10 protein-coding genes are annotated in these 13,027 nt (G+C 66.3%); 3 read left to right on the top strand and 7 right to left on the bottom strand.

Annotated elements, in window-relative coordinates; genetic code table 11:
• Window positions 1-201: 201 nt before the first annotated feature.
• On the bottom strand, window positions 202-846 hold the full coding sequence (locus CS1GBM4_RS07270; RefSeq protein WP_186418027.1) for a hypothetical protein: 645 nt from the start codon (window positions 844-846) through the stop codon (window positions 202-204).
• A gap of 26 nt (window positions 847-872) precedes the next feature.
• Here CS1GBM4_RS07270 and CS1GBM4_RS07265 point away from each other — a divergent pair, with 26 nt between their 5' ends.
• Entirely contained in the window at window positions 873-1,970 is a 1,098-nt protein-coding gene (locus CS1GBM4_RS07265; RefSeq protein ID WP_186418026.1) for an MBL fold metallo-hydrolase, read from the top strand.
• Between the two features lie 104 nt (window positions 1,971-2,074).
• Here the strand turns inward: CS1GBM4_RS07265 and CS1GBM4_RS07260 are convergent, their stop codons facing one another.
• Window positions 2,075-3,346, bottom strand: a complete 1,272-nt coding sequence (locus CS1GBM4_RS07260) for a cell wall hydrolase (protein WP_186418025.1) — start codon at window positions 3,344-3,346, stop codon at window positions 2,075-2,077.
• A gap of 230 nt (window positions 3,347-3,576) precedes the next feature.
• Here CS1GBM4_RS07260 and CS1GBM4_RS07255 point away from each other — a divergent pair, with 230 nt between their 5' ends.
• On the top strand, window positions 3,577-5,262 hold the full coding sequence (locus CS1GBM4_RS07255) for an acyl-CoA dehydrogenase family protein (protein ID WP_186418024.1): 1,686 nt from the start codon (window positions 3,577-3,579) through the stop codon (window positions 5,260-5,262).
• A 7-nt stretch (window positions 5,263-5,269) separates the two neighbouring features.
• On the opposite strand, the gene CS1GBM4_RS07250 is transcribed toward CS1GBM4_RS07255, so the two are convergent.
• From CS1GBM4_RS07250 to CS1GBM4_RS07230, 5 genes are all read right to left on the bottom strand, one after another.
• Window positions 5,270-5,599: a hypothetical protein gene (locus CS1GBM4_RS07250; RefSeq protein ID WP_244607101.1), complete on the bottom strand. Its 330-nt coding sequence runs from the start codon at window positions 5,597-5,599 to the stop codon at window positions 5,270-5,272.
• Entirely contained in the window at window positions 5,596-6,114 is a 519-nt protein-coding gene (locus tag CS1GBM4_RS07245; protein WP_186418023.1) for a winged helix DNA-binding protein, read from the bottom strand. The genes CS1GBM4_RS07250 and CS1GBM4_RS07245 overlap by 4 nt, the downstream gene beginning before the upstream one ends.
• 202 nt (window positions 6,115-6,316) lie before the next feature.
• A complete protein-coding gene (locus CS1GBM4_RS07240) occupies window positions 6,317-7,303 on the bottom strand; it encodes a TRAP transporter substrate-binding protein (RefSeq protein ID WP_186418022.1) in 987 nt (328 codons plus the stop codon).
• 34 nt (window positions 7,304-7,337) lie between these two features.
• Entirely contained in the window at window positions 7,338-8,642 is a 1,305-nt protein-coding gene (locus CS1GBM4_RS07235) for a TRAP transporter large permease subunit (protein ID WP_186418021.1), read from the bottom strand.
• Complete coding sequence (locus CS1GBM4_RS07230) at window positions 8,642-9,190, bottom strand: TRAP transporter small permease (protein ID WP_186418020.1); 549 nt, start codon at window positions 9,188-9,190, stop codon at window positions 8,642-8,644. The genes CS1GBM4_RS07235 and CS1GBM4_RS07230 overlap by 1 nt, the downstream gene beginning before the upstream one ends.
• 233 nt (window positions 9,191-9,423) lie before the next feature.
• On the opposite strand from CS1GBM4_RS07230, the gene CS1GBM4_RS07225 reads away from it, so the two are divergent.
• A complete protein-coding gene (locus CS1GBM4_RS07225) occupies window positions 9,424-13,023 on the top strand; it encodes a hydantoinase B/oxoprolinase family protein (RefSeq protein WP_186418019.1) in 3,600 nt (1,199 codons plus the stop codon).
• Window positions 13,024-13,027 lie beyond the last annotated feature (4 nt).

The following is a 13,027-nucleotide window of genomic DNA, read 5'->3' as shown; positions in this document are numbered from 1 at the left end:
AAGTGCTGATGAAGCCCCCGCCCGAGCTGCGCGAGTGGATCGTCAACCGGCGGATGAACAAGACCGGCGTCGGCGACGACGATCCAACGACTGCCGCGCCGGTGGAGCCAGAACCAACTCCGTCGGCACCGGAGCCACCGGAGCAGGGGAGCTTGTTTTAGGGCTGTCTCGGGGCGACGCGCCGAACACTGCTGGCCGAGCTCATTTACTCTTCTCGCTGGCAGACTTCGTCGAGTCTGCTCGTAGATATTCGACGACAAGCTCTGCCATGTAATGATCACTGAAGCGGCGCATCCGAAGAAGCGCTAGGAAAGCGGCACAAAAGAGCATGAGCGCGATGGGCCAACGCGGAAAGGCTACGATTACGATCGTTGCAGCAGCGAGTAGGAACCCGGCCGCTATGCCTCGTTGAAGGCCGTAGGTGCGGTTGAAGGCATCTATTCTCTCGGTGGCCTTTTTGGCTCTCACCTCAGCATACATCTCCCGACGGACGGCTCTCCACGCGTGTGGTGTCAGCTCGTCAAGATCGCCACTGCCCCGCTGCGTTAATGTCTCTTTGAGCCGTTCACGCTGAGCGGGGGCGACTATCGATTGCGTGGGGGACAACAGCGCATCCGTACCGCTCGGCTTATAGACGCCGATCCCGACCCGCTCGATGATGTTGCCTAACGCTTGGACAACATGCCCTACGACGAAGGAGGCGATTACGAACACACCGAGGCCACCAAGGCTGATGCCGTCTTTCCCGAGAAGCTCCTTAAGTTCCGGGAACAAAAGACAGGTCGACAAAACCACCACGGCGCCGGGCAGGATGACCCCGGTGTATTCATATGCGTCGAATTTCATCAACCCCTCCCAGCTGGGGAGACATTATGCCCTACGAGATTGATTTCCATCCTGTCGGCAACGGTTCGAAGAGCGGTGACGCAATCACAATGCGTTATCTGGATGAAACATCGCAGAGGTGGCGCACAATAGTTATCGATGGCGGATATGGCGAAACCGGCGAGCAGCTAGCTGAGCATATCATCTCAAGATATGGAACGACGCACGTCGATCACGTCGTAAGCACCCACCCCGATAATGATCACATCAGCGGATTGGTTCCAATCCTGGAAAAGCTGAGTGTCGGTAAACTCTGGTTGCATGCTCCCGCCGCCCACGCCGGGGCCATGCTGAACTATTTTTACTCATCGAGATGGACCCTCGAAGGTCTTCGGGCACGGCTTCAAACTGATTACCCGCTGGTGACGAGACTTATAGGCCTCGCTGAGGATCAGGGCACCGAGATCCACGGCGCCTTCCAGGGAGAGCGAATTGGCCCCTTCGTCGTGCTATCGCCCTCGCGTACCTTCTACGAAGGCTTGCTTCCTCAATTCCGGGATACCCCTCAAGAGGATCGCGACGTCCTGGCCACGTTAGGTCATCTCATCACAGGAGTCGGCAGGCGCGTTGCCGCTCAAATTCGCAGAATTATTTCAGAGGACTACTACACTGAGACTCTTCGCGAAGGTGGGACGACGGCAGCAGAGAATGAATCTAGCGTCATTCTTGGCGGCTCATTGGATGGCGAAACGATTCTCCTAACCGCGGACGCTGGACTTCGAGCGCTAACGGCCGCGATCGAATATGCAGGCCAAATTGGTCTGCCCTTGGGGAGCTCCCTCGGCATTTTCCAGGTCCCTCACCATGGCAGCCGTAACAACCTCTCACCATCCATCCTGGACCGAATCGTAGGACCGATGGCGACGTTTGGGAGCAGAAAAAGCACCGCTTGCGTTGTTTCGGCCGGCCCTCTGGATACAACTCACCCTCGCCAGGTGGTGGTCAATGCCCTGGTTCGGCGCGGGCTTGAACCCATGTCGACCGGGAACGGTCTAATCTCGATCTGGCTGGGAGTTTCCCCGAAACCTGGAATGCGCACGCCTACTATCCTACCGTTCCAGCATCAGGTCGAAGAATACGATTGAGGCGGTAATAGTTTTTCGCTAACGGGCGGGGACCGCTCAAATTCGCTCTGTTGCCATTTGATTGTTCGCGCGTTGCCATTTGAAAGTTCGCGCTACAACACGCCTCACGTCTGCCCCGGCCGCAGCTTGTAGAAGACGTGCCGGCCGATCGTGTCCATCTTCTTCAGCTTGCGGGCCCAATAGGGCCGGACATAGTCGGCGTGGTAATGGGTCGAGGCGCCGACTTCGGTCAGATAGGTCGTGCCGTCATAGACCTCGCGGGCGATGCGAACCGCGTCGTGCCAGGGGCCGGGCTCGGTGATGCGCAGCGACTTGCCCTCGCAGGCGAAGGTGAACTGGCAGGCGAGGTAGCGGCCGGCGTTCTGGTAGACCGTGCCGCAGACCGTGTTGGGGTAGAGCCCGCTCTTGACCCGGTTGAGCACCACCTGCGCCACTGCGGCGCGGCCCTGCTCGCCTTCCGAGCGCGCCTCGAAATAGACCGCCTCGGCGAGGCAGCGCTGTTCCTTGGCCATGTTCTCGGGCGCGATCAGCCCGGTGTAGACCTGCTTCTCGCCGGGATCGACGGTGCGGAGGTCGACGGTCTCGCCGCGCGCCGCTTTCGCGATCCGGCTGCGGGATTTGGGCTCGCTGGCGACGGGGGCCATCTGCATCGGCGTCGCCGAGGCGGCCGCCGCGACGCCGCCGGCGGCCGCCGGGGTGCCGGAGGATCGGCCGAGCGCGGCGGGGACGGACGGGGTCGAGCCGTCGAGGCTTTCCAGATGCAGCTCCGCCTGGCGCGGCGAGGTGATGACGCGCGGGGCCGCGGTCGGCGAGGAGTCGGACAGGGCCGGATCGGTGACGCCCTCGTCGCGCAGATAGGGCTCGAAGCCGAGCGGCGGCTCCTCCGGGCTCTCCAGGGCCTCGAGTGAGAAGCCGCCCGAGATCAGCCCCGGCTCGGTGTCGCCGAAGACGACGCGCTCGAGCTCGCCGGGCGGGCCGTTGCGGGTCAGCGTCGGGCGCAGCGCCGGCAGCGGGTCGCCCTTGTTGCTGCGGTCGACCTGCGGGAAGGCGCTGGCCGAGCGCTTCATGTCCTCGCGCGGCTGGCGCGGGTCGATCGCGAAGATCGCCTCCGGCGCCTCGAAGGAATGGCGCGCCGGCTGGATCAGGCGGGCATAGGCCCGCTCGGGCAGATGGAAGGCGCTGCTGGCGACGAGCAGGGACGGCCCCTCGGCGAGGTCCGAGAGCGGGCCGGGAGCACTGCGCGGGATCAGCGAGCTCGGCGGGCCGGAAGCGTCCGGATTCTGCCCGGCCGATGCGGTGAAGGAGACCAGCACGCCGCCGGCCAGCGCCCAGGGCGCCACCGTCGCCAGCGCCCAGCGCAGGCGCTGCCAGCCCATTCGCTTCGTTCGCCGACGCAGACGCAACTGACCTGGACCCTCGCAGCCGGGATGGGACATGAGCGGCGGCGCGAACCCGCGATGATGCAAATTCGCGACACTCCGATAATCCCTCGTCAGGGTTGAGGGGCGGTTAACGGGCCATGCGGCCGGGGCGGCCTCCGCCAAAAGACGGCTTTCGCGATCCGGCGGACTTCCCTTATGCTGCGCCGCAACAAAGGGAGAGAGACATGACCGCCACCGCCCTCGCGGCCGATGCAGACGCCAACGCCGTCGCCCTGATCGCGGCCGCCTTGCCCGGTTTCGAGGCCCTGCTGGAGGAGGCGGTCGCCGCCGTCAGGCGGAAGGTGCTGGTCGACGGCCGCATCTCGTCGGCCAAGCTGGAGCAGGAGCAGCACGCCGCCCACGGCCTCGCCTGGCTCGCCACCTATGTGATGGCGCTGCGCGAGCTCGCCGCCTATGGCGAGCGCCTTCAGAACGAGGATCGCTACGGCGCGATCGAGGATTACGCCATCCGGATCGGCGCCGGCGAATATGCCGCGCAGATCTTCGGCGGCATCCCGATGAGCCAGGGCGAGATCGTGCGCCTGCCGGCGCTCGGCCTCTCGGCCAGGGCCGTCGCCGCGGCCTGCTCGGACGCCGCCGAAGCGCTGATCGCGCAGGGCAACACGCCGGAGAATCGCGCCCGCTTCGTCGCCCTGTTCAGCCAGAGCCAGGGCCTCGCCAGCGTCGGCGATCCCGGCCTCGACGAGACTCTGGAGGCGATCCGCTCCGAGATGCGGCGCTTCTGCGAGCAGCAGGTGACGCCGCATGCGCATGAATGGCACCTGCAGAACGAGTACATCCCGCTGCCGGTGGTCGAGCAGATGGCCGAACTCGGCGTCTTCGGCCTGACCATTCCCGAGGAATTCGGCGGCATGGGCCTGTCGAAGGTCTCGATGTGTGTCGTCTCCGAGGAGCTCTCGCGCGGCTATATCGGCGTCGGCTCCCTCGGCACCCGCTCCGAGATCGCCGCCGAACTGATCCTGAACGGCGGCACCGACGCGCAGAAGGCCCATTGGCTGCCGAAGATCGCCTCCGGCGAGATCCTGCCGACGGCGGTCTTCACCGAGCCCAATACCGGCTCAGACCTCGCCTCGCTGCGCACCAAGGCGGTGAAGGAGGGCCAAGGAGACGAAGCTGTCTGGAAGGTCTACGGCAACAAGACCTGGATCACCCATCCCGTCCGCGCCGACATCATGACGCTGCTGGTCCGCACCGATCCCGACGCGCCGGGCTATCGCGGCCTCTCCATGCTGATCGCCGAGAAGCCGCGCGGCAGCGAGGAAGACCCCTTCCCGGTCGCGGGGCTCACCGGCGGGGAGATCGAGGTGCTCGGCTATCGCGGCATGAAGGAATACGAGCTCGCCTTCGACGGCTTCGAGGTCAAGGCCGAAAACCTGCTCGGCGGCGTCGAGGGGCAGGGCTTCAAGCAGTTGATGCAGACCTTCGAGGCGGCCCGCATCCAGACCGCGGCGCGCGCGCTCGGCGTCGCGCAGTCGGCCTTCGATCTCGGCCTGCGCTATGCCCAGGAGCGCATCCAGTTCGGCAAGCCGCTGATCGCCTTCCCGCGCGTCGCCGACAAGCTCGCCATGATGGCGGCCGAGCTCGTCATCGCCCGCCAGCTCACCTATTTCGCCGCCCGCGAGAAGGATGCCGACCGGCGCTGCGATCTGGAAGCCGGCATGGCCAAGCTGTTAGGGGCCCGCGTCGCCTGGGCGGCGGCCGACAACGCCCTCCAGATCCATGGCGGCAACGGCTTCGCGCTGGAATACCCGGTCAGCCGCGTGCTCTGCGACGCCCGCATCCTCAACATCTTCGAAGGCGCCGCCGAGATCCAGGCACAGGTGATCGCGCGCAGATTGGTGGAGGGGTGAGGGGAGTTTACCCGTCGTACTCGGCATCGTTGCCGACGAGCAGGTCCCGGATGTTTTTCGGCACCGGGTAGCCATAGCCATCGCCCGGCTCGACCCATCTGAGCCGGCCGGAACGGTGATAGTCGCTGGTGTAGAGATCCGTGCCAATAGCCTTCAGAGCAAGCAGCAGTGCCTGCGTTCCGTCTATGCCATAGCCATAGCCGCGGCGGGGCGCATCCGGCCAGCCGATCTCATAGGCGCAGGACCAATCGCGGTCCCCCTGGCGCGGGTCATCGACCGTCACTGAAATGGCGACGTCGCCGTCCTTCGCCGCATAGATCAGCGTTCGATGGATCACAGGCTCGCCGCCGCCCGCGCCGCCTGGTCGTACTGGCCGGACAGCGAGCGCATCGCCGCGGCGATCTCCGACAGGCGGGCCGGGTCGATGCCGGTCGCCCGCACCGATTTCACCAGCAGCTGCTCGCGGATCTGGGCGTAGCGCCGGCACGCCTCCTCGCCCGCCGGGGTGATGGCGACGGTCTTCTCCTTGCCCTTGCGCCCGCTCTTCAGCAACTCTAGGCGCTCGAGCTTCTTCAGCGAATAGTTCACCAGATGTGTGTCCTCGATGTTGAGGACGAGGCAGATGTCGGCGAGGCGCTTGGCCTTGCCGCGATGGTTGACGTTGTGCAGGACGAGCACGTCCATCGGCGTCAGCTCGGGGATGCCCGCCGCCGTCATGCAGCGCAGCATCCAGCGCTGGAAGGCGTGCACCGTCATCGTCAGCGCGAACTCGAATTCCGACAGCGCCGGCATCGCGCCCGAGGCGAGATGGCCGGAGGAGACGATCGGACCGAGGTCGTCGGAGGGGTGCATGCTGTCTCTTGCCGGAAGGGCGCGGGATCCCCTCTCCCGGATGGGAGAGGGGTAGGCTGAGGGACTGCCCTCTCAAGGGTGAATGACAGCGCTGCCGCCGCGCCATCTACGGAAGCGGCAGGCCCTCATCCGGCGCTCCGCGCCACCTTCTCCCATCCGGGAGAAGGGAAGGGCCGTCGCGGCCGTAATGGCGATGAATGCCTCACATCTTCTTATATGCGTCGACGATCGCCTGGCCGTCGGCGCCGGCCTTCTTCAGCCAGTCGGCGGTCAGCGTCTCGCCGGCCTTCTTGAAGCCGGCTGCGAGCGCGGGCGACGGGGCCTGCACCTTCATGCCCTTGGCCTTGAGCTGGTCGAGATACCAGTTGGTCTTCTCTTCCCACATCTTCCAGCCGCGCGCCTCGGCGGTCGCCGCCGCCTTCAGGATCGCCTCCTGCGTCGGCTTGTCGAGCGCGTCGAAGGCGGCCTTGTTGACGAAGGTGGCGTCCTTCGGAATCCAGGCCTGGACGTCGTAGAAATGCGTCAGCGTCTCCCAGGCCTTCGAATCATAGCCGGTGCCGCCGGACGACATGAAGGAGTTGACCACGCCGGTCGCCAGCGCCTGCGGCAGCTCCGCCGCCTGGATCGTCACCGACTGCATGCCGAGCAATTCGCCGAGGCGCGCCGTGCCGACATTATAGGCCCGCCACTTCAGGCCCTTCATGTCTTCGATCGTGCTGAGCTCCTTCTTGGTGTAGACGCCCTGCGGCGCCCACGGGACCATGAAGAGCAGCTTGACGCCCTGGCTGTCGAGCTTCTTCTCGACCGCTGCTTTCGAAGCCTTGTAGAGCTTCATCGAGTCGGCGAACGAGGTCGCCAGGAACGGCACGACGTCGATGCCGAAGACCGGGTCCTCGTTCTCGTGCAGCGAGATCAGCACCTCGCCCATCTGGGCCTGGCCGCTGGCGACCGCGCGCTTGATCTCCGGCGCCTTGAACAGGGCCGCGCCGGGATGGACGGTGATCTGCAGCTTGCCGCCGGTCGCCGCCTCGACGTCCTTGGCGAAGAGGACGAGGTTCTCCGAGTGCGGATTGTCGGCCGGGTAGGCGGCCGGCAGGTTCCATTTGGTCTGCGCCGCCGCCGGAGCGGCGAGCGCGAAGGCGCTGCAGCCGAGCGCGAAGGCGGCGATGGCGGTTCTGCGGTTGAGCATGCGGTGTCCCTCTCTCTTTTGCTTGGTCTTGAACTCAATCCGGGAAAGCGAGCTTCGGCAAGTACAGCACGATCTGCGGGAAGGTCGTGATGATCAGCACCGCGACGTTGAGCAGAATGAAGAACGGGAAGGCCGCTTTCGCAACCGTCCAGGTGTCCTTGCCGCTCATGTTCTGCAGCACGAACAGGTTGAAGCCGACCGGCGGGGTAATCTGCGCCATCTCGACATGAATGACGAGGTAGACGCCGAACCAGACCAGGTCGAAGCCCGCCTCCCTCACCATGGGCAGCACGATCACGGCCGTCAGCACGATCATCGAGATGCCGTCGATCAGGCAGCCGAGAATGATGTACATCACGGTCAGGGCGAGGACGAGCATATGCGGCGAGAGCTGCTGGCCCTTGACCCATTCGGCCAGCGCAGCCGGGATGCCGGTGAAGCCCATCGCCGCCGTGCAGAAGGCCGCGCCCGCCAGGATCAGCATGATCATGCAGGTGAGCCGGGTCGCGCTCATGATGCTTTCGAGCAGCGTCGCCCAGGTCAGCGTGCCGCTCCACCAGGCGAGGAAGAGCGCGCCTGTGACTCCGAAGGCGGCGCATTCGGTCGCCGTCGCGAAGCCGAGGACGAGCGAGAGGAAGACCGCCGCGATCAGCAGCAGGCAGGGCGCGAGCTTGGCCGACTGGCGCAGCTTCTCACGGAACGGGATCGCCGGGTCGCGTGGCGGCGTCTTGTCCGGATTCAGCCAGGACCACACGATGACATAGCCCATGTAGAGCGCCATCACGAGCAGGCCCGGCAGGAAGCCGCCGAGGAACACCTGCAGCACCGAGACGTTCGCGGTCACCGCATAGACCACCATCGGGATCGATGGCGGGATCAGAAGGCCGAGCGTGCCGGAGCCGGCGAGCGTGCCGAGACTCAGGCGCTCGTCATAGCCGCGCTTCTGCAGCTCCGGGAGGGCGATCTTGCCGATGGTCGCGACCGTCGCGGCGGAGGAGCCCGACACCGCCGCGAAGATGCCGCAGCCGACGATGTTGGTGTGGATCAGGCGCCCGGGCAGCCATTGCAGCCAGGGCGAGAGCCCCTGGAACATCTGCTCGGACAATCTCGTCCTGAACAGGATCTCGCCCATCCAGATGAAGAGCGGCAGGGCGGCGAGGGTCCAGGAGGCCGTGGCGCTCCACACCGTCGTCGCCAGCACCTGCCCGATCGGGACGCTGGTGACGATGTTCATCGCCAGAAGGCCGACGAGGCCGAGACCGACGGCGATCCAGACGCCGCTCGCCAGGACGCCGACGAGGACGAGCAGCAGGACGAGCGAAAGTTCGGGCAGGGACATCAGACGCCTCCGCCCTGCGCGACGCGCTCGACCAGTTCCTCGACGGTTTTCGGCGGCTCGGGCTGGTAGGTCGGCCGGCCGCCGCGGGCGACGATGACGAACTCGTCGAGCAGCGCGATCAGCAGGATGCCGAGGCCGAGCACCATGGCGAGCTGCGGGATCCACAGCGGAATGGAGACGACGCCGGTCGACATGTCGTTGAAGCGCCAGGAATCATGCGCGAGCCGCCCCGTCTGCCAGGTGAAATAGCCGATGAAGGCGGATGCGACGGCGAGGGAGGCCAGTTCGGCGACCTGACGGCGCCTGCCGTGCAGCCGCTCGATCAGCAGGCCGACGCGGATCATCTCGCCGCGCTTGAAGGTGTGGGCGAGTCCGAGAAAGGCCATCGCCACCAGAGCCCATGAGGCGAAATCGTCGCCGGAGGGGATGTTGAAATTGATCTCGCGCCCGATGGACAGGATCATCATCAGCAGGAAGATCGCCACCAGGCTGATCCCGGAGAGCCAGCCGGCGAAGAGATAGAGCGCGTCGAGCAGGCGGCGGATCATGCGCGCGCCTCGCGCCGAGGCATCGCTCCGCCGGGCCGCTCGGCCATGCACGATGCGGCGGTTGCCAGGACTGGTCCTGCCATGAAAGCCTCCCGTCTTGATCGGCCTGGCCCCTCAGCCACGTCCCGATCGCTGAGCCGATCCTAATCGGCGAAATGGCCTTGTCAACGTTTCATCGACGATTTATCGATGAAACGTCAAAATGCCTTCCTGGCCAAAATGCGGGGGATCGGATGATGAGCGGCCGTTGGGACTTCTGGATCGACCGTGGCGGCACCTTCACCGACGTGATCGGCCGTGACCCCACAGGCAAATTGCATGCCCGCAAGCTGCTCTCCGAGAATCCGGGCGCCTATCGCGACGCCGCCGTGCAGGGCATCCGCGATCACCTCGGCCTGAAGGCCGGCGAGCCGATCCCGGCCGATACGGTCGGCGAGGTCCGCATGGGCACGACGGTCGCGACCAATGCGCTGCTGGAGCGCAAGGGCGATCGCACCTTGCTCGTCACCACCAGGGGCTTTCGCGACGCGCTGCGCATCGGCTACCAGGCCAGGCCCGACATCTTCGCCAAGGAGATCATCAAGCCCGAACAGCTCTACGAAGCGGTGGTCGAGATCGACGAGCGCGTCCTCGCCGACGGCACTGTCGAGAAGGCTGCCGAGGAGGCGGCGATCCGCGCCGCCTTGCAGGCGCAGCACGATGCCGGCTTCCGTGCCGTCGCCATCGCCTTCATGCACGGCTACCGCTACCCCGCGCATGAGCGGCTCGCCGCGGAAGTCGCGCGTGCGATCGGCTTCCCGCAGGTCTCGGTCAGCCACGAGGTCTCGCCGCTGATCAAGCTCGTCGGGCGCGGCGACACCACGGTGGTCGACGCCTATCTCTCGCCGATCCTCGCCCGCTATGTCGCGCAGGTCTCGGAAGAGCTCGACATCGCCCGCACCGGCGCGCGGCTGATGTTCATGATGTCCTCGGGCGGTCTCACCGCGGCCGAATTGTTCCAGGGCAAGGACGCGATCCTGTCCGGCCCGGCGGGAGGCGTCGTCGGCCTCGCCGAGACCGGCCGCTCCGCCGGCTTCGACAAGGTGATCGGCTTCGACATGGGCGGCACCTCGACCGACGTCGCCCATTTCGACGGCGAGTATGAGCGTGCCTTCGAGACCGAGGTCGCCGGCGTGCGCATGCGCGCCCCGATGATGCTGATCCATACGGTTGCGGCCGGTGGCGGCTCGATCCTCCACTTCGATGGCTCGCGCTTCCGCGTCGGCCCCGACTCCGCCGGCGCAAACCCCGGCCCGGCCGCCTATCGGCGCGGCGGCCCGCTCGCGGTGACCGACGCCAACGTCATGGTCGGCAAGCTGATCCCGTCCTATTTCCCGGCGATCTTCGGCCCCGGCCAGGACCAGCCGCTGGATGTCGAGACCGTGCGCGGCAAGTTCGCGGAGCTCGCGAGCCAGGTCGGCGATGGCCGCTCGCCGGAAGAGGTCGCCGACGGCTTCGTCCAGATCGCCGTCGCCAACATGGCCGAGGCGATCAAGAAGATCTCGGTGCAGCGCGGCTACGACATCACCCGCTATGCGCTGAACTCCTTCGGCGGCGCCGGCGGCCAGCACGCCTGCCTCGTCGCCGACGCGCTCGGCATCAAGACCGTGCTGCTCCACCCGTTCTCCGGCCTGCTCTCGGCCTATGGCATGGGCCTCGCCGAGATCCGTGCCACCCGCACCGCGGCGCTCGACGCTCCGCTCGACGCCGACGCCAGGTCGGCGATCGGCGCGCTCGCCGAGAGGCTCGGCGCCGAGGCGAGGGCGGAGGTCGCAGGGCAGGGCGTCGCCGCGAGCGACATCGCCCTGCATGTGCGCGCCCATATCCGCTATGCTGGCACCGACACCGCGATCGCGACGCCCTTCGGCAGCCGCGCCGAGATGCAGGAGGCTTTCCAGGCGGCGCACAAGGCCCGCTTCGGCTTCATGGACGAGACCAAGGCGCTGGTCGTCGAGGCGGTCGAGGTCGAAGCGGTCGGCGGCGGTGCCCGCTTCGAGGAGGCCGTGGTAGCCGAGAACGCCGGCGAGCCGGCGGTCGCCGAGCGCACCCGCTTCTTCTCCAAGGGGCGGTGGCACGAGGCCGCGATCGTCCGGCGCGAGGCGATGAAGCCCGGCCAGGGCATCGCAGGCCCCGCCATCGTGATCGAGCCGAACCAGACCGTGGTGGTCGAGGAGGGCTGGAGCGCGAAGCTGACGGCCAAGGACCATCTCGTCCTCACCCGCGAGAAGGCGCTGGTGCAGCAGGCGGCGATCGGCACCAGGGCCGATCCGGTCATGCTCGAGATTTTCAACAACCTGTTCATGTCGATCGCCGAGCAGATGGGCGTGACGCTGCAGAACACCGCCTATTCGGTGAACATCAAGGAGCGGCTCGACTTCTCCTGCGCCGTCTTCGACCAGACCGGCGCCCTCGTCGCCAACGCGCCGCACATGCCGGTGCATCTCGGCTCGATGGATCGCTCGGTCGAGACGGTGATAGCGAACAATCCGGTGATCCGTCCCGGCGACGTCTACTGCCTGAACGCGCCCTATAATGGCGGCACGCACCTCCCGGACATCACGGTCTGCACCCCGGTCTTCGACAATGAGGACAGGCAGATCCTGTTCTGGGTGGCGAGCCGCGGCCACCATGCCGATGTCGGCGGCACCGCACCGGGCTCGATGTCGCCGCTCGCGACCAACATCGAGGAAGAGGGCGTCTACATCGACAACTTCAAGATCGTCGATCGGGGTCGCTTCTGCGAGGAGGAACTGGTCAAGCTGCTGACCGGCGCGCGCTATCCGGTGCGCAACGTCGTCCAGAACGTCAACGACCTCAAGGCGCAGATCGCCGCCAACGAGAAGGGCGTGGCGGAGCTGCGCAAGATGATCCGCTCCTTCGGCCTCGACGTGGTGCAGGCCTATATGGGCCATGTCCAGGACAATGCGGCCGAGAGCGTCGCGCGCCTGCTGACCCGCCTGCACGACAGCGAATTCACCTATCCGATGGATCAGGGCTGCGCGATCAAGGTGAAGATCACCATCGATCGTGAGAAGCGCGAGGCCACCGTCGACTTCACCGGCACCTCGCCGCAGCGGCCGGACAATTTCAACGCGCCGGCGCCCGTCACCCGCGCCGCCGTGCTCTACGTCTTCCGCGTCATGGTCGACGACGCGATCCCGATGAATGCCGGCTGCCTGCGGCCGATCAAGGTGATCGTGCCGGAAGGCACGATGCTCAGCCCGCGCTATCCGGCCGCCGTCGTCGCCGGCAATGTCGAGGTCTCGCAGGCGGTGACCAACACGCTGTTCGGCGCGCTCGAGGCGATGTCCTGCTCGCAAGGCACCATGAACAACCTGACCTTCGGCAACGACCAGTACCAGTATTACGAGACGATCTGCTCGGGCTCGCCGGCCGGGCCCGGCTTCAACGGCACCTCGGGCGTGCACGTCCACATGACCAATTCGCGCCTGACCGATCCGGAGATCCTGGAGACGCGCTTCCCGGTCGTTCTGGAGGATTTCCACATCCGCGCCGGCTCGGGCGGCAAGGGCGAGTGGAATGCCGGCGACGGCACCAGCCGCACCATCCGCTTCCTCAGGACGATGGACTGCGCCATCCTCGCTTCGCACCGCAAGGTTCGTCCCTTCGGCATGAAGGGCGGCGAGCCCGGCGAGCTCGGCCGGACCTTGGTCCGGCGGTTGTCGGGCGCGGTCGAGGAGCTCAAGCCGTCAGACCAGACGCTGCTCCAGGCAGGCGAGGCGGTCACTGTGATCACGCCGACCGCCGGCGGCTATGGAAAGCGCAGGGGCTGAGGCT

It is taken from the genome of Allobosea sp. CS1GBMeth4 (genome assembly GCF_900185715.1).
GTDB lineage: Bacteria > Pseudomonadota > Alphaproteobacteria > Rhizobiales > Beijerinckiaceae > Allobosea.
Note: the sequence above shows the minus strand (reverse complement) of the source record. Positions and strands in the feature narration are given on the sequence as shown.